Genomic DNA, 24,987 nt, shown 5'->3' with positions numbered 1-24,987 from the left:
CGGGGTCTTCCGGGCCCAACACCCGAATGCAGTCGGGCAGCAGCGCGGCGAAGTCGTCGACCGCACCCCGCTCATCCCCCGTCTCCCCCCGCCACCGGGCGAGGCTGCCCCGGGTGGTGAGGGTGCTGGAATGGTCCGGGCCCAACGCCCGGATGCAGTCGGGCAGCAGCGCGGCGAAGTCGTCGACCGCACCCCGCGCATCCCCCGCCTCCCCCCGGTACCGGGCAAGGTTGCCCCGGGCGATAACAGTGTCGGGGTGGTCCGGGCCCAAGTGGTTGGTGGTTGTGTCGGCGAGGATCTGGTAGTAGTCGCGGGCGGCAGTGGCCTGCCCAGTCTCACCGAGGCTTGCGCCAGCCTTGAACAGGACAATGTGGACGTCAGGGTGGCAGAGGACAGGGGTGGTGCCCTCATGGAGTGCAATGGCGTTGGCGCGCAGGGTCTGCTGCAGGGCCAGGTCGTGTCTGTGGCCCGGCCACAGGGCCAAAAGGGCGTCAGCGGAGCGGCGGGCGAGCGAGTGACGCTGCTTCTCGGCAGTGGTGTCGCGGGCCGCTCGGGCAGTCAGAGCGTGGATGCGCACCAGTCCGGGGCCCCCATCCTCACCGGGGGGCTGGTGGGTGGTCAGACTGTAGCGGTCCAACAGGAGCAGGCACTCGCGTACCTGGTCGGCGTGCGCCCCACGCAGTCCGGGAATGGCAGTGGGGATGTTGCGAGATGTGCGCGGGTGGGTCAGTCGCTGCCACCACCGGGGGCCTGGTCCGGTCAGGGCGGCAAGTGCCTTGGGATCGGTCCATAGAGTGGCGGGGGAACCATTGGGGTCTAGCCGGGCGACGATGTCCAGGACCGCGCGGGCCAGGCCGGGGCGAGCCTCTCGGGCTTGGACGGCGTCGAGGTTGATGAGCATGGTGGTGTGCACGGCCCGCGCGTAGCCGTCGGCGCCGTCGCCAGGCAACACCTCGGCTAGCTTCCGGCCGGGTTCGGCCAGCATCCGCGCGTAGGCAGCGGGGGTGGTGTCGCGGTTGTTGTCCAGGTAGGCGGCTGCGTGCGACAAAGCCAGCGGCAGCCGCCCCAGCAGGCTAGCGACAGACGCTGCTGGGCACCTGCAGCCGCTGCAGGTGCCGGGGTGTTCAGGCAGGCCGGGGACGCGCTCGTGCAGGTAGGCGTGAACCTCAGCCTCGGTGAAGACGTCCACGTCGACACGGGTGCGGCCAGCGGCCAAAGCCTTGCGCTGGCGGGTGGTGGCCAGCACCCAACCACGAGGGTTCGGGCGGGGCCACCAGTCCAGTACCTGGTCCAAGTCCTCGACGTCGTCAATCACCACCAGCCAGCTGCGGTCGGTGGCCTGCAGCCACTCCAACAGTGCCTGCGCGTCGGCCCGGTCGTCCTCGCCGTCCGCACCCGGAACCCGGATCCGGGCCGCGGCCTCCGCGAAGTCCGCAACCAACTGCCCCGTTCCGCCCTTGGCTGTGGTCCACACCGCCAAGTCCGCGCCGGAGGCCAGGTAGTAGGAGGCAGCCATTTGGGACTTGCCGACCCCGCCCTCGCCCACCAACACCCGCCCTGACTCGGCCGGCTGTGTGAGCACCACGTCCTGGCCGTCCGCGCGGGCTGCCTCCACCAGCTTCCGCAGGGAGGGCCGGGGTTGGAAGGAGGACGCCAGCGGCGGCACAGCGCCCACCCGCAACGGCCACTGCACCTCGGGCAGGACATTGTTGACGGTGGTGCGGTTGACCACGCGTGAGCCCGGCGCGAGCGCGGAACCCGACGCGTCACGGCCGACCGCGACCTCCCCGGCCCGGATAGTCCTGCGGCTCACAAAGCTGTGAACACCGCCGGAGCCGTCCTTGCCATCCGCGCCGGTGCTGCTGCTCAAGAGCGGGTCCTCTTGGAGCGCTTGCCCAGGGCCGCTTCGTTCGCGTCGCCGCCGACAGCGATACCGTCCGGCCCCGACTCCACGTCCACCGGTCCGCCACCCGCACCGGGTGTACGAGCGGAGGCTGGCCCGACGACGTGCGAGTCCTCACCCAGAGCAGCGCCGTTCGCATCGCCGGCGACCGCCACCCTGCCACCCCGTACCCGCCGCGCGGGCCCAGGGTGGGTACGGAAGAACGCCACAACCGACACCACCAGACCCGCCGCTGACAGCACGGTCCCCACCACTCCGGCCACCTGCGAGGCCTCATTCAACCGACCCATCACCAGCATGACCAGCAACCCTGCCGTCACCAGCAGAGCCACCGCCGCGCACACACCCGAAACCCAACGAGCCACGACCACGCCCCCGAAACTCCCCGGCACACCCGAAACCGGGCACCTACCATCGCAGTCTCCCAACACCACCTACCCAATGTCAGCCACATGGAGCGTCCCGACCAGAACCGCAGCCCGAACGTCGGCCCCAACCAGCGTTGGGCTGCCAAGATTTGTACCCACGACCTCTTCGTCCCGAATAACGTGCGGAGAGGTGGCTGACCGGGGGCGTTGCATATCCATGCAGGTCAGAGCCTTGGTGTGAGTTGGTACGCCTAGGCGCCGTGCGGCATGGTTTTCTTGATCCACTCCCCGCTCACTCCCCGGGGTGTGAGCCTTGGGCACAGTTCGACGCCTGCTGGATGCGCTGTCGCTGGTGGTCCCTGTCGAGACCGGCGCATTACAAGCTGTCCGGGCTTGTTCCATAGGGGGCCAGGGGGTCCGGCAGTCGGTTCGCGTTGCAGGTCAGGCGCCATACCGAACGTCCACGGACAAGCGCGTACCGCACCGGATTGAGCAGCAATCGAGACTAGAACTGAGACTGGCCCAAGTCCGCATGGATGTCAGCGCAAGCGACGACTGTCGCTCGCCAGGGCACCACCCAGTCCGGCCCGACCTGCCAGCCGTTGAGAAGCCCCGGCGACTGGGGCATGGTCCGCTGGTGGCCTAGACAAATCGGCCGGCAACGACGGCCCCGGGGCCGTTGCTGCCGCATCCCGGCGCGAGTGCGCCGATCATTGATAACGTGAGCATGGCGGTTATAAAATAACCGCCATGCTCACACCTGAGGACGCTTCGATCATCACTGCGGCAGCCGAGGGCCTCGCTGGGCCCTTATATGAAGCCCTTGATCACGCCTATACCGCCGCTCACGGTCACTACGACGAGTCCGGCATGACCGGTGAGGGCTACACCAAGGGCCGTACCGACCTGGCCCGCGACCACGCGCGTTGCTTCATTGAGCGCCGCCACGGCGAGCGTCTCGACCTCGGAGGCTGGGAGCCGGTCAAGAGCTCCAGTGGGCGCCTGCACTTGCGCAACGGGATGATGACCCTGCGGCTCCTGCACGCGACGCCGTTTGACATGATCCCGGCGCCAGGGCGCAACAAGGCGCGGATCAGCTACTACTACAATCGAACGGTCGATCTATTCGGCGTTGAGTCCAGTAACCTCCTCGCCGTATGGCTCTCCCCTCCGGAGGAGGGCGGAGAGATCTCCGTACGCATCGTTCGTCCGATCGGTGAGTGGAAGCCGGGTCGGCCCCCGAAGTTTGACCTCGATTTCGAGCTCCCCAGGAACACTGAGTCGTTCACAGACTGGGAGTTCATCCCAGACGACAAGGGCCTGGCACTGCCCTTCGAGTTCGAAGAAGACCAGCGCGAAGAGGGTGAAGGAAGTGGCACGGGATCCAGCTGAGCGCATTCGAACTCTGAGGCTCCTCATGGGACTCACTCAGGGGGAGCTTGCGCAGGCTGCCGGGGTGTCACAACCACTGATCTCGCAGATCCAAAAAGGGATCAAACTCGTCACCGACGACGTGCTCGTGCGCATCGCCGAGGCGACAGGCACACCCATGTCGTTCTTCGACGTCGACCCCTCTGACCTCCCTGCCGACACGCTGATGTTCCGGAAAAGGGCCAGCGCGTCAGCCAAGGAGGTCGCCCGAGTGGAGGCGACGGTCAGGGAGGCATACCGGGTTTCAGTACGACTGATGGCCGATACGCGGGTCCGCCGGACCTCTCTGCCGCGGGCAGAAGGAGACATCACTGCCGACGGCATCGAGGACCTCGCCGCGCAGACGCGCGCGGCGCTGGGTATCGGCTCTGACGGGGTGATCGGGCACGTTATCCGGGCATGCGAGCGTGCCGGCGTCCCTGTCGTTCCTCTCATGCTGGTGGACTCCCAGGGGCGTGGAGAGGACATCGTGGTGGGGCATTCCGGTGCCTCCTGCTGGCGAGGAACAGCCGAGCCGTCCATGATCAGCTACTTTTCCGCCGGCGGTGGCGATCGGCAGCGGTTTACGACAGCGCACGAGCTGGGGCATCTAGTGCTCCATCCCGCGCGTCGTAACGGACTGGACTCCAAGCGCGCGGAGAGTGAGGCGCATCGGTTCGCAGGCGCGTTCCTGCTGCCGAGGGAGCGTGCCGAAGAAGCGTTCACTGGACCACTGATGCTCAGAGAGTTCGCTGCTCTCAAGAAGCGGTGGGGCGTTTCGATCCAGGCACTCATCAACCGCGCATACGATCTTGGACACATCGACCAGGCCCGCCGAGAAAGCCTCTACAAGCAGCTCGGCGCTCGGGGGTGGAGGACGAACGAGCCCGTTATGGTCCACGCGGAGCAACCAACCCTGATGAGGGCGATGCTAGGCCGCAAGTACGGTGAGCCGCCGTCTCTCCTTCAGGCTTCCGAGGAACTAGGGCTCCACCCAGTGCTTATGCGGTCGCTGGCGCCTGACGTTGCTATCGACCCAGCACCACGCGCCGTGGACAACGTCATCAGCCTTGGTGACCGTCGCCGCCGGAGCTCGCGTCTCAAAGCTCTCTAACGGTGGCCTGATTGCCATCTGATCCGTAGGCGGGTGCGCACGCGGATCACCTGAACTCCCCTAGCGACCAAGGCCTGTCGGGCGGGATTCACCCGTACGTCGGCGTGTGCCTGTGTGTGCCGACCTCAGCCGCCAACAGCCAGCCACGACGGCGGGCGCGCCAGCCAATCAGGCGCGCGCGTGCCTCGCTGCACCCCTACCCGCCTCAGCCACTTACCGACTTGTGTCGTCGACCGGAACACGCCGTGACGACGGGTCGGTGACGAAGAACTTCAGACGTGCTGTATTCCCGGAGCTCAGATACTCGGTGGCACTTCGCGAACAATACGGAGGAACTGGTCTGCATTTACATGAAGATTGAGTAGCGTCTTATGTGGAAGGTTTGCTCGCCCGAACCTTCCTCCTCGGTGCAGACGACTTATGTCCACGATGGTGTGCATGGAACGCGCCCCGTGAATATATCTCTCCACCCCGAGGAAGGCTCTAACCACACCCTTATCAACGTCAAGTTCTTCCTTGCCGTTCTCGACAACCTTCTTCCCTATTCCAGCTTCGTTGAGGAAATGGTTGAGGAGGAGCGCGCGATGGAACACGCAACCTGCTTCCTCTTCATGCTGGCCCGGTCCGGGATTGGGACCTACCACATCGAGGTAACCTTGAAGGCGACTCGCAAAGTCAGTCGCTTTGGAACTGCTTGTAGCCTTTCCGGCCTGTTCCACAAAGTCTGTATAGCGGTGGTAGATGCCACCAGCGAACACGAATATGGCGCGGCCGATCGGGTGAACAATCTCGCCTTGCTGGAATGCGCCGTCCTGCATAGGCGAGAGAAAGTGTGGTAGCCAGCCTAGGGGAGCCCCCTCGAATTGGGAGTCGAATTCATCCCAGAAAACCAACGGGGCTTCTCCCTCAAGGGCTCTATCTCTGACCTGGTGGAGCGCTTCGATAAGATTGGCTACGGATTCAAACTGGGACAGGTTGAAGGTCAGGCCATTGCCGCGGTCAGGGTAAAGAGATTTCACAACTTCTCGCACTGCAAACGACTTACCGTCACCCGGTTTGCCGAAGACTGCGATAGATCGAGGTTTCATCTTGGTGCGATCGCTAATGTACTCAGATATGAGGTTCTGCACTACCCGCAAACCCTCTATCTCATGCCAGTCGGCAGTGATTAGCTTATTGAACTTTGCGACAGGAACACCTTCCAGCCTGTCGCATCCCCGAAGGGCAACGCTCACTGCCTCCGATTCCAGCGAATCGGGTGGTGTAAATCGAGATAGAATCGACCAGGTGGGCAGATCGGACCCCAGCTTAGGTTCTGGTACCTGCGTGCTCTCGAATTGCTTCTCAATATCAGCATTCTCGGACATGCACGTCTCGCGGAAATTCATCTTCCCTGGTCTTCTTGCGTCGCCAGGTTTGTCGAATCCCTGTTCAGCTTCGAACCCCAGGTCACGAATTGCGCACATAGCCGCGAGGCCTCGGTGAACGCCTCTGGCGACAGCATTCCGTGGGTTCTCCGGAACGTCTTTTGTCTTCTGCTCCAAAAGGGCACGTGTGATGCCTGCCGCTAGCGCCTGGGTGTAACCGAACATACTTCCCATCTCGCCCTTTTCCCACGTTCCTTCTGTGTACTCTCGGTGAAAGTATAGGAGATTACGGGAAGGGATTTCGGTTCGGTCTACAATGAGGGCGCCAGAGATGCCGAAAGAGACCACGATCAGCCCTTTATTTGCGAGTCCGCTTAGTGCGGAATTTGCGCTGCGTTCGGCTCTCTTGAGTTCACTAAGGACGTCCTGAGCAGAACGCTCCCACGACAACCCTCGGCTTATCGCTGCACCGACCTCTCGCAAACTTGCCGCGGTTACTACGGGTATTATTTGTTGCTCATACTTGGGGGCGCTGGAAAGCTCCTCCCAGAGAGCGCTCTCTCCCTTTAAGGCTCTTGTTCCAAGTTTTATAACTAGCCAAGGGGTCCCGGTCGATGTGGCCATTTCGAATACGTGCTGGTGCACATCGAGGCGATTTCCAAATCCGAGGCCAGCATCATCGATAACGAGCAGCGACAGGCTTTCTCCGTCTTTTATGGTGGGTTCGGCGAGAGGTTCGAGGAGTTCACCCTGCGCATGGAAGCCGAGAAATTCACGAACGCGCACTCGTCGTTCTTTTTTTGAACCCTCCCCCTTCCCTGGCAGTGGGAGAAATTGTATTGTATTGAACGAGTGGTGGAATCTTTCATCGTAGCTGGATGGTTTTGCGAAGAAGTCTTCTGGGATCTCTTGGCCGCGTACTGAGATGCCATCTGCAGTGGCAAATCGGACAAGCTCGTGCAGGCCTAGCGATCCCCCCCAGTGCCAGTGAGTGGTCGCTGCCGAATTCAAGCGCTCTTCCATAGTTGGGCAGCGGTGATCTGGTAGCATCACGGCCCAATCGATGGTTGGATCGCCCGTAACGATCACTAGCCGCGCATCTGCTGATTTCATGCCTAATCCAGGTGATGTGCCGATGAAAATTCTTGACCGGCCATATATGAAATCGGGATTCGGGACTCACTGTGGCGTAGGTGCCGAACGGCTCAACCTTCGCGGGTCTCTATTTCAGGCTAGACCTTGTAGCTGGCGATCGCACGCGAGCACGCAGGCCCTCTGGACTACGCCTTGCGTTGCAGTTGCGTGATCGTTAGGCGGCCATGCCTGGGACCCGGACGGTGCGTGAGACGCCTCAAAACCAGTGCGGCCCCTAGCCACGACGGGCCTCCTCTCTCATGGTGAAAGGCTGGTTGCTGGCGCCCGGCACGGGCACCGGCCGGGCTGGAGCGGGGCGTAGACAGGAGCGCAGGCCCGGCCGGGGGCTAGGCCTGCGCGGGGAGCGGAGCGAGCCGCCTTAATGAAGTAGAGAAAGTTCTATCGCGTCGGCGTCGGACGCTTGCTGATGTGGCCCCGGCAACTCCCCGGCACCCCCCCCCGGCGGTGCCCGCCGTGTCTGCGGGACCGGTGCGCTCGACGAGGGCGCGCCCGGGTGCTGGTCGCTGATGCCGCTCGTAGGGTGGGATCTCTAGGGGGCTGCTCTGGAGGTTCTTCATGCCCCATGCTGTTTGGAGCGGAGCTATCAGCTTCGGCCTGGTCACGATCCCGATCAAGGTCACCGCTGCGACCGAAGATCATTCGATCCGCTTCCACCAGTACCACCTGGACGACATGGCTCGGATCCGCACGCGGAAGTTCTGCGAGATCGAGGGGGCCGAGGTCCGCGCCGAGGAGATCGGCAAAGGCTACGAGGTCAGCAAAGACACGATCGTCGCCATCTCGGACGAGGACCTCGCTGGCCTGCCCCTGACCACGGCGAAGGCGATCTAGATCGTGGCGTTCGTGCCGTACAGCGAAATCGACCCCATCCGCATCGGCGAGGGCTACTACCTCGAGCCCGACGGCCAGGTCGCTACCAAGCCGTACACGCTCCTGCGTCAGGCCCTGAAGCGGAACTCGAAGGCGGCCGTCGCACGGTTCGCGTGGCGCGGGCGGGAACGCCTCGGCCTGCTCCGCATCCGAGGCAACGCGATCGTCCTGCATTCAATGCGGTGGCCCGACGAAATCCGCTCCTCCGAGACGCTCGCCCCGCCGGCGGTCGACGTCCCCGAAGAGGAGATCAAGCGCGCCCTAGCGCTCATGGACGTCATGGCGAGCGACGACATCCCCGAAGGCGCGGCGGTCGACCGGTACACGGATGCGATCTCCGAGCTGATCGTCGCCAAGCAGGGAGGCAAGGAGCTGCCCCACGCAGCCGAGCCGGAAGCCCCGGCCGGAGCCGTCGTCGACCTCATGGCTGCCCTCCAGGAGTCCGTACAGAAGGCAAAGGCCTCCCGCGGAGAGGGGAAGCACGCGACCGTCCACGACATGCCGAAGAAGACCGCAGCCAAGAAGACGGCCGCGAAGAAGGCCGCCGGCAAGAAGGCGCCCGCGAAGAAGTCGCCGAGGCGCAGCGCCTAGTCGAGCACGCCCAGCTCCGTGTCCGGCCGGCAGTGCGTACATGCGGGCACGCCCTCGGTGAGACCACGGAGGGCCTGATCGCGCTCGACACCGCGGGACCGCTTGCCCGCCATGTGACAGCCGCCAACATGCACGTACACGGGGTCGCGGCCGCCGAGGCCGATCTCGATGAGCCAGTCCGGGGCAGGCGGCCGGGTCTGCTCGCCGTGGCGCCGCTCGGCCTCGCGGCGTTCTTCGGTGGCGATCCACCGGTCGATCTGCTCGACCTGCTGGACTGCAATGCGGCGCGCGAAGTGCAGCATGTCCAGTCGCGAGGTCAAGCTATCGTTCATATGTTCGATAGTACGTCGGCGGTCGCCGCACCATCGCCAGGGCAGGAGGTACCCGTGGACCCCACTGACCTGCTGCAACGGCTCGCCCTCGACCCAGCCGACCTGAAGCCCGGGCCGCAACGGCCGGCGAACCAGGAGGACGCCGCCGCGCGCCTCGGCCCTACCCCCGGCCCGGTCCCGTGCGTGGCGTGCGGCGACCCGGCCCGCTCCACCCGCGTCATCGCCACCCCCGACCACGGCCGACGATGGCTCGACCTTTGCCGCGACTGCATGCTCGCCACCACCGACCGCAACCGACGGGCCGTGCCGCTCGCCGACACCCTTGCTGTATTGCGTGCCGCCGCCGAGGAGGCCAGCGTCACGGTGCGGGTTCTCTTCGACCCGCCGCAAGGAGCGTGACAGGAGTGCTGCAGGACATGGCCGACCTGGACCGATACCGTGTCACCCTCATAACCGGGGGCGCCGTCGTCATGCAGGGCGAGTGGCCCATCCGCGAGAACGGGGAGCGGAAGTTCCGGTCATGGATTGGCAGCTACGGCAGCATTCCGGGCGCCCGCATCACGCTGGCCGAGCAGGCCCCGGACGAAACGTGGGGCGAGCTGAAGGTGTGGCCGGACACCAAGGCGTGAGCAGGCAGCCCCTGCGAATTGGGGACTTGCCGCCGTCCAGCCTTCACAGGCCGATGCCAGCCTCGCGCGGAACGGGGCGATAGGACATGACCGCGGATCGGTGCACGTTTGTTGCGGCCCCAGCGATGGCTCAGCTCGCGTAACGCTGGGGCCTGGAAGCTGACGGCTCAGGGCGCGTTGACCCCGAAGTCCTGAGTGGTGGTGTTGCTGGCACCAGGGCTCTTGATGTTGTTGTTGATGCTGATGTTGTTGAACATCGGGATGACGCCGTTGAGGTTGATCGGCAGGATCGACCCCGAACCGCCCCCGTTCCCGCCGTTGCCGTTACCGCATTCGCCGCCGGTGACCATGGTGACGTCGCTGTCCGTTTCGTCAGGGAGGAAGGGGGGCGGCTGATCGCCAGCCTCACCCACCGTGACCCTGTTGGTGATGCTGCAGGGAGTGTCCTCGGCGACGTTGACCGTCAGGAGGATCGTCGAAGTCTGACCAGCACCCAAGCTGTCGGCGCTACACGTCAGCACGCTCGAGCTGCCCACGAGCTCGCAATCGAACGGGGCTCCGGCCTGCACACTGGCACCTCTGAGTCCTACCGGAAGCTCGTCGACGACGTTGATGCGGCGGGTGGATTCCGAGCCCGGGTTGCTGACGGTGATGCGATAGACGCCCTGCCCGCCTCGGGCGAAGTCACCCTGGTGCGTCTTCGTGATCCTCAGTTGCGCCTGGGCATAAGCAGGTGTCACGCCTGCCGCGAACGGCAACACCACGCCCAGCCCCGTGACCGTGGCGAGGCCGGCCATCCGCCCCCTCAAACCGTGCAATGCCATTTCAAGTCGCTCCTGTCCACGAGGGTCCGTTGCAATCGAACTCCGAGTCAGCGCGGGGAGCCGATCGCGGGAAATGTACCGACCAGAAACGCCCTATTTATCAGCATGCGGAATCGAAATGCCGACTTCACTCGATCGCCAGCAACAAGACGGACGGCACAGGCGCGCCCCAGTCGGAGACCCTGGCCCTCCCTGCGCGACGCGGCACGACGGGCCGGCGTCGTAGGAGCCCTCGCTGCCTTGTTCGTCGAGCGAACCTCAGGCAGGGCATGGACCGAGCTGAAGGCGTGGCCGGACAGCGCGACGCAGGTGCCGTCAACTCAGGCGGCGCCCCGGGCCTTTGTCTTCACGTCCTGCTCGGCCTCGTGCCGAGGCATGCCCCTACGTCCCGCGGGGATCGGGTGAGGAGGCTCTGAGCTTGGCCTACGGCCCATCGTTCCAAAGGCACCGTGGGACCCTTGGTAGTGAGCTATGGCGACGTGAGAGGAGCTGAAGTGTCGGAGGCCAGTCCGCGCGGAACTTACCTGGTCATCTCGGAGGCGCTGCGGAAGGACATTACGGAGGGCGAGCTTGTTGATGCTCTGCCGTCGGAGGCCGACCTCATGCGCTCCCACGGTGTTTCCCGGAACACGATCCGTCGAGCCCTCAAGGTCCTCGAAGTGGAGGGCGTACTGGAATCGGCGCCGGGGATCGGCTGGCGTGTTGCACGCGGCGACCGACGGTCCTTGGTCGAGCGGATGACAGACGTAATTGCGGAAGATGCTTTGGCCATTGGCGACACGTTCCCGTCGGAGGCGAAGCTCTGCGAGCGCTTCGGGTTCTCCCGGACAGCCGTACGTCGTGCACTTGCTCAAATGGAGGGAAGCGGCCTGCTCGACACCGTCCACGGCAAGGGGCGCACGGTTCGCACCCTCCCGTCCACCGGCATCCGGCCGTAGCCTTGGGCGCCATGGGACTGACCGAGTGGGCGTACTCGCTCTCCGAATCGCTGCTGTCCGAACCGTTGCCGCGCCGATGGGCACACTCGCTCGGAGTCGCCAAGCGCGCTCGCACCTTGAGCCCGATCCTTGGTGGCGATGCAGAGCTGTTGGAAGCGGCTGCGGTACTGCACGACATCGGGTACTCGCCGGCCATAGCTACAACTGGCTTCCATCCGCTGGACGGCGCACGCTTTCTCCGGGAGCAGGAGAGTGCAGACGAACGGGTCGTTTGCCTGGTGGCTCACCACTCATGCGCACTGCTGGAAGCAGAGGAGCGCGGACTGAGGGGAGACCTGGAGACCGAGTTCGAGCTGCAGCGTTCCGACCTGGTTGACGCCCTGCTCTACTGCGACATGACGACGACGCCGGACGGTTCGCCGACCACGCCGACCGGTCGGCTGGACGAGATCGTGCAGCGGTACGGACCGGACACGATCGTGGGGCGGTTCATCCAACGTGCGGCACCTGAGATCCATGCGGCGTCGACGCGTGTCGAGGATCGGCTGGCGAAGGTCGAGGCCGGCGACTAGCCGAGGTAGGGCTCACGCCGCGAGGCGTCCAGACCGTGCCGGATGCGCAGCATCATCGAGGGGTGGATGTCCAGCCCGTCAAGGTCTGCTGGGGCGACCCAGCAGACCTCTTTCGACTCACTGCTCGTGCGCAGGGAGCCCCCGACCGGGTGGGCCCGGAAGCAGATGGAGAACTGCTGCCGGACCTCTCCGTCGTCGTATGCCAGCACGTGCTCAGGGTCGGTGTAGAGGCCGACGATGTCGTCCACCTCTACGTCTACGCCTGTTTCTTCTCGGACTTCGCGGACGGCGGTCTCCGTGATTCGCTCGCCGATGTCGTGGCCTCCGCCTGGCAAAGCCCACAGGTTGTTGTCCGTCTTGTGGATCAGCAGCAACCGGCCCGCTTCGTCTCGGACGACGACAGTCACTGAGGGGACGACGGAGTTGGCCTTAGGGGCCTGTGGGTCGCGAAAGTAGTCGATCCGGCTCATCAGTGCGTGCCTTCCCAATCGGCGGGCGAAGAGATCGGGCGGGCAGATTCCCAGACCTTCTCAACGCTCTCAGCGTAGGCGTCGAAGAGTTCGCCCCCCGGCACCCGGCGTAGATGCAGGACGGGCGCCATGTAGGCGCCAACGCCGTAGAGATGCCCGTTCGCCAGCATCTCGTCATCGGCTTGGTAGATGGAGTTGTAGAGGGTCGTGTTGTGCAGTCGGAACTCCACCCCGGGGAGGCCGAAGAGGGGGCCATAGTTGACCAGGGCATTCCGGATCTTGCCCGCCATCGTGGCGCCGATGCCTTCATCTTCGCCGCGTACGGCGACGGCGTGCGACGTCGGTTCTCCCAGCATGAAGCGGATGGGCACGCCGTCGGCTGACTTCTCCTTCACGATGCGGTGGAACGTCGCATCCTCCGTGAGCCAGAACCCGGAGTACACCAAGAGGTCAAACTGACGGGTCGCCTTGGAGTAGAGGCTCGTCCAGAGGGTTTGCATCACAACGGACCGATGCGGATAGAGCCTGATCAACTCCGCGTTGCCGGCCGCTGTGACCTCGGCTGACGTGCGTTCATCGGGCCACAGGTAGGAGACCTCGCACCTCAACAGCGATGCAGCTGCGTGCTGGAAGCGGCGGTAGGGCTTGCGCTCGGGCTCGTTGATCCACCGTTCGACGGTCTTGGATGCGACCCCGAGACGTTCCCCGACCTCGTCGAGTGTGAGGCCCAAGTCCACTATTGCGCCGCGCAGTCGCTCGTTGGCCACGCCCAACCTCCGTCTATCTGGGACGACTTGGTACGACTTCACGCTAGCCAAGAACGACCCGAGTCGTACAGGCGCGAAGTCGAGCGTCGGCGTCGCTGACGCCAATCTGTAGGTACATCGAGCACGAGGGGCTCGCGGATCCAAAAAGCTGAAGGGCTTGACGGGGCGAACCTCCCTCTGCAAGATGAGGAACACGTAACACATGTACTGCATGAAGCGCCCGGAGAGATCCCGCGTGAGTGGGCTCCCTCGAAGGAAGCGTTCGTTGCTTGAGAACTGAACAGGGTTACGAGGTTGCCGCCTCCTACGTAAAGGCGGCCAGCGCGGCTCAGGTTCGCGCGCTTCTCAACGTTGCCGCCGCACGCATGCGGCGGCCGGTTGCCTCCGCCGCTCGTCTCGTACGAGCGGCGCTGAGGGGAGCCGGATCTACCGACTTCAACGGCGTGCGGCCCCGGTGCTCGAACACCGGGGCCGCTGTTCGGGCCGTTGCCTACTGCGAGGGAGACACGACCCATGAAGCTCATCGTCGCTGTTCAGGAGCCCGTTACTGACGACCTGCCCGACGCGGAACCGTCCTGGCGGGACCTTCACGCCATCGAGCTGGAAAGTCCGCTGATCAACGCGGAGATGGACCTGCTCGACGTTCAGATCGGCCTGTTGGACCGGCCGGCATCGGAACTGGGCCAGCGTCGTCTGCGTCGAGCCGCGAACAAGGTCTTGGCCGCACGCCGCACGGTCACCAACCGTCTCGGGGCGGGGGAAGCCGCATGACCGGCACGCCCGTGGCAATGTCGCCGCGCAAGCTGACCCGCGGCCAGGCGCTCGTGCTGACCGCGGCGTTCGCGCCGATGCTGGCCACCGGCGGGTTCGGCGCGATCGGCACGTTCTCCAACATCAGCCACATGTACGGGAAGGGCACGGCGGCCGGGGCGGTCGCGGCCGGTGAGGGTGCCACTGCGGTCCTCGCGCTGGTTCTGCTCGGTCTGACGATGCTGGGCCAGGCGTCACCGTGGCCGGTGCGTGCCGGACTGTGGGCGCTGCCGGCGGCCGCATCGGCGATGTCCGCGATGGCCGCCCCAGACCCGGGACGGATGGTGATCTACGCGCTGACCCCGATGGGCATGTCCGTGTCCGCCGAGGGCGCCGCGTTCCTGGCCCGCCGCATCGTCGTCCACCGCGATGGTCGCGACCCTGAGGCCGAACGCAAGACGGCTCAGCTTGTTCAGGCCCTCGCCTATCACCGGGCCCGCGCCGCCAACCACCCGGACGCCAAGGTGCAGGCGGAGTCGGAGCGCGAGTCGTGGAAGCTCGCGGAGAGGGTCGGCGTCGGTGACGTCACGCTCGGGGCCCGGCTGGTGGACGTGCAGCGCGAGCGCGTGACCGAGGGCGCGGATGCCGCGCTGGGCGCCATGTTCGGCACGCCCGTCACGCCGACCGTCACACCCCTCGAATTCGCCCCCGCGACTGCACCGGCCCTGCCCCCCTCGGACACCGCCCGGGATGGGGAAGACACGCAGATCAGCGCCCTGCCTGCCGACGTGCCGGATGAGTGTGACGACGGGCGTGACGCTGCCGTGGCGCCGGACACCGAACCGTCCACCGAGGACAGTGAGCAGCCGCGGGATGAGGAGGTCCATCTCCCGGCCGTGACGCTCGCGGACGTGGCATTGGTCGCGGGTGTGACGGTCCCCGAGCCGGCGGCCACGCTCTCGCATGCTCAGCTTGTCGTGGTGCTGCGGTTCCTGCGTCACTCGCTGAACCCTCCGCTGTCGTATCGGCAGGCCGCGACGGAGTTCCGCGGGCAGGGCTTCAAGGGTGCTGAGGACCGGGTGCGTGAGGCGTGGACCACGCTCATGGCCGCCGAGAGCACGTCGTGACCCTGCCCGTGTACCGCTGGCGCCTGGCCCCGGACGGCTACGCCACCTACCGCCAACTGCGTGTGATGGGGCTGCGGCCCGGCGGTCAGGACGTCGCGGTGCAGATCGAGCGGCCCCGTCGTAAGCGGGGCCCGCTGGTCGCCTACCTCTACCGCATCGACCGCGCCAAGCCGGTGCGCCCGATGACGCCGGCGAAGTGGGCGGCCCTGGGCAAGGCCAACGCCGCTCGCCGCATCTGCCCCGAGTGCCGGCGCGATGCCGGTTATGTCATCCCCACCTCGCTTGGCATGTGCGGCCTGTGCGCCGCTCCCGAGGAACAGCGCGCCGCCTGAAATCCCCTTCTCACCTGGGAGTTTCCGTCATGACCAAGCAACAGCGTCGCCGGTTCGTCTCGCTGCTCGAAATCGGCGTCTCTCTCGCTGTCGGCGCGGCCATCAGCATCCGCCTCGCCCCCTACGGCCTGCCGTTCTTCCTGCACGCCGCGTGCGTGCTCGGCACGACCGGGTCCGTGATGTCCGCGCTGCTGAACATCGAGCAGGCATCAACGGGCACCACGCACCGCTGCACCGCGCCGGGGTGCGACTTCCGAGTGCGGGTCCAGCACGCGGACGCCGGCGAGAACCGCCGCTGGCAGGAAGTCGCTGCGGCCCACCCCACCCACAACGCCGTCTGAACAGCGCATTCCTCACACAAGCGCAGGACCCGAACACCCCTTCTCACAAGCGCGTTCGGGTCCTGCTTTTCACTCCGGAAGGAGTGCTCTCAGCATGACCGACACCAGTACGGAAGCGGTAGTGGCCCCCGCCACCACCGACACCCCGCCCGCCCCGGCGCCTGCACAGGCTGTGGACAAGGAGGATGAGAAGAACAGCCAGGTAGAGGACGCGCCCGGCGGTTGGCCGATCGCTCCGCTGGCCCTGTCCGGGGCGAACGCGACCGTCTCCACGATCGCCGCGGCCGGGCTGGCCGGCGGGCCGATCGCCGCCGCGGTCGCCGCGACCGGCATGGCCGTGCTCGGCACGATCGCCTCCTACCGCAGCCGCAACCCGCGCCCGAAGCAGGCCGCACGCCGGGCTGCCGCGCGTACCGCGGCCCGGCAGCACGCCGCCCGCCACGGCTCCGGCGGGCTCAACACCTCCGGACGAAAGTCCAGTTCAGGCGGTGGTCGTACAGCTGGCGGGTCGGGCAAGGTGCCCAGTCAGAAGCGGCGCGGGCCGGGCGCCGGTTCAGGGCGCGGCGGGGCCGGTAAGGGCAGGTCCGGGGCAGGCAAGCACCGCGCGCCGGTCTCCCTGAACAAGCCCGCCGGTCTCAAGAGCGGCGGTCGCGGCGGCGCTGCGGGGGCGTTGTCCAAGGCGGGCCAGGTCAAGGCGCTGCGTAAGGCGCAGCAGCAGGCCGGGGCCTCGCGGGCGCAGAAGCGGCAGCAGGGCACCGCCGCACGCCGTGCGGTGGCCGACGCCCGCCGCAACACCCCAAAGCCCAACAAGCCCAAGGCCAGCACGAACAAGCCCGGTGCCGGCAAGGCGCGGGCGCGGTCGCGTGGTCTGGCGGGCCGACTGCTCAGGGGCGCGGGCCGCAAGGCACGTGCGGTCAAGCAGGCGGCCATCGCCAAGCAACGGGCCCGCCGAGACGCGGCCACCGCACGAAAGGTGTCCGGCGGGCGCTCCAGCGTGCGTAAGGCGCCCGCCCGGCAGGCCGCGCGGAAGGCGCTGCGTCGCTCTGCAGGCCGCTTCCACGGGCGCCGCGCCCTGGCCGCGCTCCTCGCCCTCCCGATCGGCCTTCTCGGTTTCCTGACCAGTCCGTTGGGCCGGAAGTTGGGCCTGCCCTGGTTGGTCCACCCCGGCCGGCGCCTGTACGCACGGCTGACCGGCGCGGCCCGACAGCAGCGTTCCGAGCGCGATGCGGCGATCCGCCAGGAGCAGGCCGCCGCGGAAGACGCGGCCGAGCAGGAAGCCGCCAAGGACGTCACCGACGGGCTCGGGGACCAGGTGGCACGTCCGGCCGGGCCCGTCCCGAACAGCACCGACCACACATCGACCAGTAGTGAAGGAGAGCACGTGTCCGGGTTCCAGTTCGAAGAGCACGCCGCGGAGATGGAGCAGGCCGCGCAGGCGTATGACCCCGAGGACGCCATGGAGATCCTGACCATGGTCGAAAGCCTCCCCGCCGCGCTGACCAGCGTCGCGAACGTGATGAAGACGCTCGCGGAGCGTTCCGACAGTGAGTTCCCGCTGGAGAAGGAGGTGGCGGACGGCTTCAACGACATCTTCGGCGCCCTGATGTCCGCGGTCGCGGTCGCGGAGGACATGGGGCCGCTGTTCCGGCAGGCCCACGAGCACGACATCGCCCGTCACGAGGACCCCCGCAACGGCCCGGAGGCCGAGAAGGGCTGGAACGTCTGACATGAGTGCCACCACTGCCGCAAAGAAGAGGAAGCAGGCGGACAGTGGCCCGGTGCTGGACTGGAGCGCCGGCCACGGACCCGTGACCGGCGCCCTGTCCGCGACCACCGGAGCCCTGGCCATCGCCACCACCGGCGCCGCCACCGGCATGCCCCCCATGTGGGCCATGGCTGTCGGCGGCGCCGGCGCCCTCGGTCACACCGTCGCCGGGCTCAAGGTCCGTAACGCGGGCCGCACCCTCGCCTTCAAGGCCGCGTCCTGGCTGGTCGGCGCCGGGTGGACTACCTGGGCCATGACCACCGGCCCCCTCTCCTGGGCCGCGCTCGGCTCGCTGGCCACGATCGGCGTCGGGATGGGCGCCGGCGCCCGCTCCGTCGCCCTGTATGAAGAGGCCCGCGAGGAAGAGGCCCTTGCCGCGGAGCAGCGTCAGGTCGCCCGTGAGGTGACCGCGGAGCGGCGGGCGATCGCTGCCGCGTGGGTGGAGCGGATCCAGCGGATCTGCAATGTCATCGTGAAGGTGCTGGCGGTGGAGATGTGGGCGTCTGGCAATGGCTACTCCCTCGATCTCGAACCGCAGGGTGGCATCACCTACGACCGGCTCGCGCAGCATGGTCCGGCCCTGTCGGCGGATGCGAAGCTGCCGCATGGCTGCACCGCGTCCTTCGGGCCCGGCGTCGACCAGGGCCGCGCGATCCTGGACGTGACCAGCCGCAATGTCCTGTCTGAGCTGCGCGAATACCCCGATGACTACGGCCCGCTGTCCGTCCACACGGGCATCCCGTGGGGCTTTCGCACCAACGGCGACGAGGTCAAGGCCTACCTGCGCGAACAGTGCGCCCTGGTCGTCGGCCCCACGGGTTCGGGCAAGACGAACCTTCTCCACGGCATCCTCGGCGGATTTTCCCGCACCACTGACATGCTGACCTGGGTCATCGACCTCAACGCCGGATCCGCCGGCCTGCCCTGGGTACTTCCCGCGCTGAACGGTGAGCTGACCCAGGACAGCGGCAAGCCGGTACGGCCCGGCATCGACTGGCTGGCCGGCACCTACGAGGAAGCCCTCAAGCTGCTGGACGCGGCGATCGCCATCGGTCTGCACCGCAAGCGCGCCTACCAGGGCTTGATGGCCAAGCACGACACCGACCTGTTGCCGGTGAGCGCGGAGATTCCGCAGATCATGCTGGTCATCGACGAGGGCGCGGAGATCCTGGTCAGCACCGACCGGCGGATGAAGGAACTCGCCAAGCGCATCCTGGAGTTCATCCGCATGCACCGCTCCATGGGCGGCCGCACCATCATCACCGCCCTCGGGGCCACCGGCAGTGTCCTCGGGAACCTGATCATCCGCCGGGAAGCCAAGGTCCGCGTGGTGCTGACTGGCGGCGAGACCGAGGGCATGGACCTCTCGAAGATGTTCCCGGGCCGCCGCGGACTGCGGGTGGATCAGGCGCCTTTCAAGGGCGCCGGCTTCATGGGCACCCCCGAATCACCCGGGGCGCTGTTCAAGGCATGGCGGATCAAGCCCTCCCAGATCCGCGACATCACCATCGCCACCAGCGACCGGCACCCTCGCCTCGACGCCGTGTCAGCGAACGCGGCGGGCGCCGACTATGCACGGCGGTGGGATGCGGAGCGCACCGCGTGGATACGCGATCTCACCCCGGACGCCACCGGCACCGAGCAGCCGGCGCCCGAAGCCGGAGGCGGACTGAACCTGTCCGCCCACCGCACCGACCAGGCCGGGAAGCCGGTCGGGGACGACGACCTGATGCGCCGCTTCCGCGAGGAGATCGACGCCCAGTTCGCCACCGCCCCCGACCCGGACGCCCCGCCCCCCGCATCCTCGGGGCTGAACCTGTCCGCGCTGCGCAAGGAGTCGGAGCAGGACAGTCCCGCACAGCGGGCCGCGCTCGCCCTGCTCCTGGCCGCCGGCCACGAGGGGACCGGAGCATCCGCGATCGCCCGCGCCCTCGCAGACGAGTACGGGACGACCCGTCAGACGGTCGTCGGCTGGCTCAAGGCATGGGCCGACGACGGCACCGCGGTGCGGATCGGAGAGGGCACCAAGGTTCGCTACGTCCACCGCCAGCACGCCCCCGAGCAGCCGCCCGAGGGCTAGCACTTGTCGCTTGTCGCCCTCCGCTGGAACAGGCCGCCTAGCGGGCTCCCAGAGGCCCGGAAACAGCATGTGACCTGGGAGGCGACAAGCGACAAGACAAGCAAGGCGACAAGACAAGCGACAAGCCACACGACAAGTCAGACGACAAGCAACGACAAGCCAACGGCGGGCAGCACCCCACCTCGGGTGCTGCCCGCCGGCCGTCTCTCAGGAGGCCCTTCGTGCTCGTGACCCTGTCCGCCGTCGCCCTCTTCGGCATCCTCACCTTCGCTCTGCTGCGCGGCCGGATCGTCGGCCCGCTCGCCGCCCTCGCGGTGTTCCTCTTCGGGTTCTTCACAGCCGACACCGGAGCCGCCGACGCCATACACGCCGTGCTGCGCGCCCTCATCGGCGCCGCCCAGAACATCTCCTGACCCCATCCGACCGGAGGCCCACCCGTGACCGAGAACGAGCAACTGCCAAGGGCGTGGTCGCCGCGGATGAGCGACGCGGACGCCAACGCCGAAGCCCGCCGCATCATCGACGACGTCTACCGCCCCGCGGCGCCGGTGCGGCAGATACCGACCTACTTCAAGGACGACACCCCGGCCCCGCCCTTCGGGGACGCCGAACCCGTCCACCAGGACGACCGACGCATCGTGCCCGCCTGGGCCGCCGGTGTCGCCGTCGCCTCCATCGGCATCGGCGCCGGCACCACCGGCATCGGCTGCGGTGCCTGGCTCGTCCTGAAGGGATTCGCCTCCATGAGCGTCACCGGAGTCATCGCCATGGGCGCCCTGTTCACCGGCCTCGCGTTCGCCGCGCTCTCCATCGGAGTCGCCTTCTCGCGCGCCAAGCGCAGCGTCTCCCGCGCCGTCTACACCGGGCCGGTCACCAAGAACACACACGTCACCACCCACACCCGGGGCGCGTTCGCCCGCTCCCACGCCCACCTGCACAACTGACCAGGAGGACGCATGACAACCGCCGACCCTGCAACGATCGCCCGGCAGGCAGCCGAAGCCATCCGCGAGTTCAACCACCTCACCTTCCCCAACTCTCCGACCAAGCCCGGCCTGACATATCCGGGCGAGGCCTACGACGCGATCGGCGCACTGAAGACACTGGCCCAGCGACTACCGCAGGCCATGGAGCAGATTGGCACCGCGCTCGATGTCCTGGGCACCAACGACCACCTGGGCTCCGCCATCGGCGAGGACCCGGCCCGGCACGTCGCCCTCGTTCAGGAGTTTTTGAGCACGGCGATGGACTGCGCCGGCGGGCTCGCCCAGTGCCTGGAACTCGCACACAGCGAGGCCAGCCCGCTGCTCTACACCGGCCCGGAAGACGGCCCCGACGAAGAGCCGTGCGGGGAGGCCATGTGCCAGTGCTCCTGCATCGGCACGCTGCACCCCTGCGGCTGCGACTGCCCGCACGACGACGACTGCGACTGCGACTTCTGCGACGCCATCGAGCAGTACTAGCTGCGCCAAGGGCGGCCCCCTACGTCTCGCCAAAGTCGCGGGGCCGCCCTTGTCTCCAGTCCTCAACAGACCTGTGGAGGTCTCCAGCATGACCCAACCGACCGACATTCGGCGAGAGGACCAGCTGCCCTTACTGCTGGACCTGTTCTCCTGCGCAGGCGGCGCCGCCGTGGGCTACGCCCGCGCCGGATTCCGCGTGCACGGCTGCGACACCGCCGACCGGCCCAACTACCCCTTCACCTGGCACCAGGGCGACGCGCTCGAATACCTGACCCACCTCATCCTCACGGGCGAGATCGAGCGGTACGACTTCGTCCACGCCTCCCCGCCGTGCCAGGCCAAGAACACGCTGACCGTGGGCACCAACCGCTCACGCGGATGGGGTGGCACCCACGTCGACCTCGTCGCGCCGACGCGTGGACTCCTCGAGGAGAGCGGTCTGCCGTACGTCATCGAGCAGCCCAACGGACAGGCCGAGATCCGCAAGGATCTGACCCTGTGCGGCGAGATGTTCAGTCTCGGCGTCATCCGCCACCGCAACTTCGAGGTGAGCGGCTGCACGATCGAGCAGCCTGCCCACGTCCCGCACCGAGGCCGCGTGCGCGGCTACCGGCATGGCAAGTTCTACGAAGGCCCCTACGTGGCCGCGTACGGCAACGGCGGCGGCAAGCCGACCGTCCCGGAGCTGCAAGCCGCACTCGGCATCACATGGACCGATGTGCGTGAGGAGCTGACGGAGGCCATTCCGCCCGCCTACAGCGAGCACATCGGCCGCGCCTTCCTCGCCTCCCGCACGCTGGGGGTGACGGCATGAGCGAGTACCTGCGCACCGCGCTCGACCTGGCCGCCACCGGGGTTCCGGTGCTGCCGCTTCGCGCGGGCAAGGTCCCCTTCGCCAACTGCACCCGTTGCGCGGACAACGCCTGTGGCGGCCGGCCAAACATGAAGACACCGGGGCCGTGCGCCTGCCCCGGGCCCTGCCACGCTTGGGCCGCCGCGACCACCGACCCGAACGTCATCGACTGCGGCCCCTGGCGGCGCGCATGGCTGCACGCGAGCGCGGTCGCCTACCACCCGGGCGGCGCCGGGCTGACGGTCGTGGACCTGGACAACGCCGACGCCATCGCGTGGGCCCGCAAGACTTTGCCGACCACGCAGTCCGTGCCCACTACCCGCGGTGAGCACTGGCTCTACCTCGGTCGGATGCCGTCAGCCAACGGCGTGCGGCCCGGCGTGGACATCAAGTCCACCATGTCCTACGCCCGCTGGCTCGGGCCCGGCACCGGCACCGCGGTTGCCCTGCCGGACGTCGTGCGCGAGCTCAGCGCGGCCAAGCCCGTGGCCCCCGCGTTCATGACCGTCACGGTGCCCGCGCCGGCCGGGGGCGGACAGTGCCGCCACCGCACACCCGTCTACCTGGAGCGCGGCATCGCGATGGCGGAGCAGCGCATCACCGCGGCCACCAGCGGCGTGCACAACGCCGTGTACGCGACGTTCCTGGCCGTGCTTTCCACGCACGGCCGGTGCGGCTGCCTCACCGAGGACCACATCACGCGCCTGTTCACCGCTGCGCAGGCCAAGGGTGAGAGCGCCCGGCACTGCACGGAGGCGTGGATCAACGCCCGTACCCGGTTGGGACTTTGAGCATGGAAGACGACGAGAAGAACCCGGCCCGGAAGGTCATCGCCGACTACGCGCAAGAGCGCTTCCGCTACTTCCGCACCGCCGACGGAACCGTCTACGCACAGCACAAAGGCCATCCCGTGGCCCGCCCGATCCGCTCCCAAGGCACCACCGGAAGTCACCGCCAGGAACTCATGGTCGGCCTGTTCAAGGACGGCATCGGCGTCTTCAACGGCACCGCGATGAAGGAGGCACTCGACTTGATCGAAGCACTCGCCCTCACCGAGCAGGTCCAGCCCATCCACATCCGAGTCGCCCCCGGCTTCGACGGGGCAACCTGGCTCGACCTGGGCCGCACCGACGGACAGTCCGTCCGCATCCACCCCACCGGCTGGGACATCACCGTGCCCGACCCGCAAGAAGTGTGCTGGCGGCGCACCCAGCTCACCGGCGAACTCCCCTTGCCCGCCAAGGACACCGACGGCAAGGGCATCGACCTGCTGTTCCGGCTGTGCAACTTCGTCAACGCCGAGACCGAGTGCCTGGCCATGGCCTGGCTGATCGGCTGCCTGGAACCCTCCGTGCCCGTCCCCGCCCCATTCCTCACCGGCCCCCAGGGCGCGGGGAAGTCCACCGCCGGACGGATGCTCATCCGGATCATCGAAGGCATGAGCAGCGATCTGCGCCGCGCCCCCAAGGACGAGGACAACCTGATCGCGGCCGTCGCCGCGGGCTGGGTCACCGCGCTGGACAACCTCTCCCACATGACCCCGGACCTGTCCGACGCCATGTGCTGCATCGTCACCGGCGCCGAGTCTGTGAAGCGGGCCCTGTTCACCGACGGGGACGTCTTCCGTGCCCGCTACCGCCGCCCGCTGCTGCTGACCGGTATCGACGTCGGCGTCATCCGGCCCGACCTCGCCGAACGGCTGCTGCCGCTCCGTCTGGAGCGACCGAAAGTGCGGCGCACCGAGGCGGAGCTATGGGCGGAGTTCGCGGAAGTCCTGCCCGTCGTGCTCGGCTCCCTGCTGGACCTGACCGTCAAGGTCCGTGCTGCCTCCGCAGAGACGCCGACGGATCTGCGCATGGCGGACTTCGCCCACCTGTGCGCGCAGCTCGACGCCGCGATGGGTCTCGGCGCTCTGCCGGCCTACCGGGCCGGGCTCGACGACCTCAACGACGACGTGATCGAAGGGGACCTGCTCGCGCAGACCGTGCTGCAGTACGCGGCCGACATGCAGCCCGGGGAACAGCAGCGGATGACATCCGCCGAGTGGCTGCACCTCCTGACCCGTCTCTACAGCGGCGAGGACTGCCGTCCCCTGCCCAAGGGGTGGCCGACCACCGGCAAGGTCCTCTCCGACCGGCTCAAGCGCCTCCAGCCCACCCTCGCCGCCCGCGGCCTGAACGTCGACTGGGGACGCACCCGAGAAGCCCGCTACATCGAACTGACCGAGCCTGCGCTGGCACCCGGGCCGCAGCAGGAAGCCGCGTTCTGACCGCGAGGTCACCGCACAACAGCAAGAAGAGCACCCGTCCCTGCCCGCGATGGGTGCTCCTCTTGCTGTTCGGTGCGCAGCACCGCCCCAAGGACGTGCCGCGCAGCGGCTCCTTCTTCACGTCCTGAGCCGCGCACAACAACAGACACCACCCCCTCTTTTTCCTAAGTAGGAAGACGCTGCGTCACCTGCGTCACGCGCTACGGAAACCGGCCCCTGACCTGCCGGAACAGGCGTGACGCAGAACCGGATCGTCTGCGTCATCCTGCGTCACCTGCGTCACGCCCCAGTGACACAGGTGACGCGGCGGTGACGCGGCTCACCTCCTCTCCGTCACAGATACCCGCAGGTCAAACGCGCGAATGACGCACGTGACGCGGTGACGCAGAAATCCGAACCTCGGACAGGCGCAACCACTGGCGGGCCATTCGTCCGCCACCCCGATGCCTCAAAGGAGTCCGCAGTGGCACGCCCCGCGATGCTCAAGCTCCCCGAAGTCCTCGAAGAGATCCAGATGAGCCGCGCCGCCTTCTACCGGATGCGCGCCCGCGGCCAAGCTCCCCGCCTCCGCAAGCTCCCCAACGGCCAAGTCCGCGTCAGCCGCGCCGACCTCGACGCCTGGTGGGAGAGCTGCGAGGAACGCGCCGCCTGATAGCACCCGCCGCACGGGCCCGCCCCCAAGGGGCGGGCCCCTCCC

At 67.3% G+C, this 24,987-nt stretch carries 26 protein-coding genes and 1 pseudogene; 20 read left to right on the top strand and 7 right to left on the bottom strand.

The window, feature by feature from the left end; genetic code table 11:
* Nucleotides 1-1,870, bottom strand: a 1,870-nt coding sequence (locus ACZ67T_RS23020) for a tetratricopeptide repeat protein (protein WP_469986490.1), incomplete at its 3' end; no start/stop codon positions are given.
* On the bottom strand, nucleotides 1,867-2,235 hold the full coding sequence (locus ACZ67T_RS23015) for a hypothetical protein (RefSeq protein WP_469986488.1): 369 nt from the start codon (nucleotides 2,233-2,235) through the stop codon (nucleotides 1,867-1,869). The genes ACZ67T_RS23015 and ACZ67T_RS23020, both read right to left, overlap by 4 nt.
* Nucleotides 2,236-3,021: 786 nt before the next feature.
* Between ACZ67T_RS23015 and ACZ67T_RS23010 the strand changes: the two genes are divergently transcribed.
* Complete coding sequence (locus ACZ67T_RS23010; protein WP_469986487.1) at nucleotides 3,022-3,663, top strand: hypothetical protein; 642 nt, start codon at nucleotides 3,022-3,024, stop codon at nucleotides 3,661-3,663.
* A complete protein-coding gene (locus ACZ67T_RS23005) occupies nucleotides 3,635-4,795 on the top strand; it encodes a helix-turn-helix domain-containing protein (RefSeq protein ID WP_469986486.1) in 1,161 nt (386 codons plus the stop codon). The genes ACZ67T_RS23010 and ACZ67T_RS23005 overlap by 29 nt, the downstream gene beginning before the upstream one ends.
* 296 nt (nucleotides 4,796-5,091) lie before the next feature.
* On the opposite strand, the gene ACZ67T_RS23000 is transcribed toward ACZ67T_RS23005, so the two are convergent.
* Nucleotides 5,092-7,275 (bottom strand): hypothetical protein, encoded by a 2,184-nt coding sequence (locus ACZ67T_RS23000; protein ID WP_469986484.1) that lies wholly within the window; start codon nucleotides 7,273-7,275, stop codon nucleotides 5,092-5,094.
* Nucleotides 7,276-7,872: 597 nt separating this feature from the next.
* On the opposite strand from ACZ67T_RS23000, the pseudogene ku reads away from it, so the two are divergent.
* Nucleotides 7,873-8,778: pseudogene (ku, locus tag ACZ67T_RS22995) on the top strand (non-homologous end joining protein Ku).
* Here ku and ACZ67T_RS22990 read toward each other — a convergent pair.
* Nucleotides 8,775-9,110 carry a DUF6233 domain-containing protein gene (locus ACZ67T_RS22990; protein WP_469986482.1) on the bottom strand — a complete coding sequence of 112 codons (336 nt, stop codon included), beginning with the start codon at nucleotides 9,108-9,110 and terminating at the stop codon, nucleotides 8,775-8,777. The pseudogene ku and the gene ACZ67T_RS22990 sit on opposite strands and share 4 nt — an antisense overlap.
* Before the next feature lie 54 nt (nucleotides 9,111-9,164).
* Between ACZ67T_RS22990 and ACZ67T_RS22985 the strand changes: the two genes are divergently transcribed.
* Together ACZ67T_RS22985 and ACZ67T_RS22980 are read left to right on the top strand one after the other, a co-directional pair.
* Nucleotides 9,165-9,509 carry a hypothetical protein gene (locus ACZ67T_RS22985; protein WP_469986480.1) on the top strand — a complete coding sequence of 115 codons (345 nt, stop codon included), beginning with the start codon at nucleotides 9,165-9,167 and terminating at the stop codon, nucleotides 9,507-9,509.
* The gene (locus ACZ67T_RS22980; RefSeq protein ID WP_469986478.1) at nucleotides 9,506-9,739 is read left to right on the top strand and encodes a hypothetical protein; all 234 of its coding nucleotides are present in this window, start codon (nucleotides 9,506-9,508) and stop codon (nucleotides 9,737-9,739) included. Before ACZ67T_RS22985 ends, ACZ67T_RS22980 begins: the two co-directional genes overlap by 4 nt.
* Nucleotides 9,740-9,906: 167 nt before the next feature.
* Here ACZ67T_RS22980 and ACZ67T_RS22975 read toward each other — a convergent pair whose 3' ends face one another.
* On the bottom strand, nucleotides 9,907-10,563 hold the full coding sequence (locus ACZ67T_RS22975; RefSeq protein ID WP_469986477.1) for a hypothetical protein: 657 nt from the start codon (nucleotides 10,561-10,563) through the stop codon (nucleotides 9,907-9,909).
* A 494-nt stretch (nucleotides 10,564-11,057) separates the two neighbouring features.
* On the opposite strand from ACZ67T_RS22975, the gene ACZ67T_RS22970 reads away from it, so the two are divergent.
* Nucleotides 11,058-11,501, top strand: a complete 444-nt coding sequence (locus tag ACZ67T_RS22970; protein ID WP_469986476.1) for a GntR family transcriptional regulator — start codon at nucleotides 11,058-11,060, stop codon at nucleotides 11,499-11,501.
* Nucleotides 11,502-11,512: 11 nt separating this feature from the next.
* Nucleotides 11,513-12,073: an HD domain-containing protein gene (locus ACZ67T_RS22965; protein WP_469986474.1), complete on the top strand. Its 561-nt coding sequence runs from the start codon at nucleotides 11,513-11,515 to the stop codon at nucleotides 12,071-12,073.
* Here ACZ67T_RS22965 and ACZ67T_RS22960 read toward each other — a convergent pair.
* Both ACZ67T_RS22960 and ACZ67T_RS22955 read right to left on the bottom strand, forming a co-directional pair.
* Nucleotides 12,070-12,543 carry an NUDIX hydrolase gene (locus ACZ67T_RS22960; RefSeq protein WP_469986473.1) on the bottom strand — a complete coding sequence of 158 codons (474 nt, stop codon included), beginning with the start codon at nucleotides 12,541-12,543 and terminating at the stop codon, nucleotides 12,070-12,072. The two genes, ACZ67T_RS22965 and ACZ67T_RS22960, sit on opposite strands and share 4 nt — an antisense overlap.
* Complete coding sequence (locus ACZ67T_RS22955; RefSeq protein ID WP_393699570.1) at nucleotides 12,543-13,310, bottom strand: helix-turn-helix domain-containing protein; 768 nt, start codon at nucleotides 13,308-13,310, stop codon at nucleotides 12,543-12,545. Before ACZ67T_RS22955 ends, ACZ67T_RS22960 begins: the two co-directional genes overlap by 1 nt.
* Before the next feature lie 513 nt (nucleotides 13,311-13,823).
* Between ACZ67T_RS22955 and ACZ67T_RS22950 the strand changes: the two genes are divergently transcribed.
* The 13 genes from ACZ67T_RS22950 to ACZ67T_RS22890 all read left to right on the top strand — a co-directional run bounded on the left by ACZ67T_RS22950 (nucleotide 13,824) and on the right by ACZ67T_RS22890 (nucleotide 24,942).
* Nucleotides 13,824-14,081 (top strand): DUF6284 family protein, encoded by a 258-nt coding sequence (locus tag ACZ67T_RS22950; protein WP_469986471.1) that lies wholly within the window; start codon nucleotides 13,824-13,826, stop codon nucleotides 14,079-14,081.
* The gene (locus ACZ67T_RS22945) at nucleotides 14,078-15,187 is read left to right on the top strand and encodes a hypothetical protein (RefSeq protein ID WP_469986470.1); all 1,110 of its coding nucleotides are present in this window, start codon (nucleotides 14,078-14,080) and stop codon (nucleotides 15,185-15,187) included. Before ACZ67T_RS22950 ends, ACZ67T_RS22945 begins: the two co-directional genes overlap by 4 nt.
* Complete coding sequence (locus ACZ67T_RS22940) at nucleotides 15,184-15,519, top strand: RRQRL motif-containing zinc-binding protein (protein ID WP_469986469.1); 336 nt, start codon at nucleotides 15,184-15,186, stop codon at nucleotides 15,517-15,519. Before ACZ67T_RS22945 ends, ACZ67T_RS22940 begins: the two co-directional genes overlap by 4 nt.
* 29 nt (nucleotides 15,520-15,548) lie before the next feature.
* Nucleotides 15,549-15,860: a hypothetical protein gene (locus tag ACZ67T_RS22935; protein WP_469986468.1), complete on the top strand. Its 312-nt coding sequence runs from the start codon at nucleotides 15,549-15,551 to the stop codon at nucleotides 15,858-15,860.
* Between the two features lie 94 nt (nucleotides 15,861-15,954).
* Nucleotides 15,955-17,586 (top strand): hypothetical protein, encoded by a 1,632-nt coding sequence (locus tag ACZ67T_RS22930; RefSeq protein ID WP_469986467.1) that lies wholly within the window; start codon nucleotides 15,955-15,957, stop codon nucleotides 17,584-17,586.
* A 1-nt stretch (nucleotide 17,587) separates the two neighbouring features.
* Nucleotides 17,588-19,705 (top strand): hypothetical protein, encoded by a 2,118-nt coding sequence (locus ACZ67T_RS22925; protein WP_469986465.1) that lies wholly within the window; start codon nucleotides 17,588-17,590, stop codon nucleotides 19,703-19,705.
* Between the two features lie 221 nt (nucleotides 19,706-19,926).
* Nucleotides 19,927-20,118, top strand: a complete 192-nt coding sequence (locus ACZ67T_RS22920; protein ID WP_266560087.1) for a hypothetical protein — start codon at nucleotides 19,927-19,929, stop codon at nucleotides 20,116-20,118.
* A gap of 24 nt (nucleotides 20,119-20,142) precedes the next feature.
* On the top strand, nucleotides 20,143-20,649 hold the full coding sequence (locus ACZ67T_RS22915) for a hypothetical protein (protein ID WP_469986463.1): 507 nt from the start codon (nucleotides 20,143-20,145) through the stop codon (nucleotides 20,647-20,649).
* A gap of 12 nt (nucleotides 20,650-20,661) precedes the next feature.
* Entirely contained in the window at nucleotides 20,662-21,168 is a 507-nt protein-coding gene (locus ACZ67T_RS22910; RefSeq protein WP_469986462.1) for a hypothetical protein, read from the top strand.
* A gap of 88 nt (nucleotides 21,169-21,256) precedes the next feature.
* On the top strand, nucleotides 21,257-21,982 hold the full coding sequence (locus ACZ67T_RS22905; RefSeq protein WP_469986461.1) for a DNA methylase: 726 nt from the start codon (nucleotides 21,257-21,259) through the stop codon (nucleotides 21,980-21,982).
* A complete protein-coding gene (locus ACZ67T_RS22900) occupies nucleotides 21,979-22,812 on the top strand; it encodes a bifunctional DNA primase/polymerase (RefSeq protein ID WP_469986459.1) in 834 nt (277 codons plus the stop codon). Before ACZ67T_RS22905 ends, ACZ67T_RS22900 begins: the two co-directional genes overlap by 4 nt.
* Nucleotides 22,813-22,814: 2 nt before the next feature.
* Nucleotides 22,815-24,290, top strand: coding sequence for an ATP-binding protein (locus ACZ67T_RS22895; RefSeq protein WP_469986458.1), 1,476 nt, complete (start codon nucleotides 22,815-22,817; stop codon nucleotides 24,288-24,290).
* A 463-nt stretch (nucleotides 24,291-24,753) separates the two neighbouring features.
* On the top strand, nucleotides 24,754-24,942 hold the full coding sequence (locus ACZ67T_RS22890) for a helix-turn-helix transcriptional regulator (protein ID WP_389702181.1): 189 nt from the start codon (nucleotides 24,754-24,756) through the stop codon (nucleotides 24,940-24,942).
* The last annotated feature ends 45 nt before the right edge of the window (nucleotides 24,943-24,987 follow it).

This window comes from Streptomyces sp. NPDC107517 (assembly GCF_055582645.1).
Note: the sequence above shows the minus strand (reverse complement) of the source record. Positions and strands in the feature narration are given on the sequence as shown.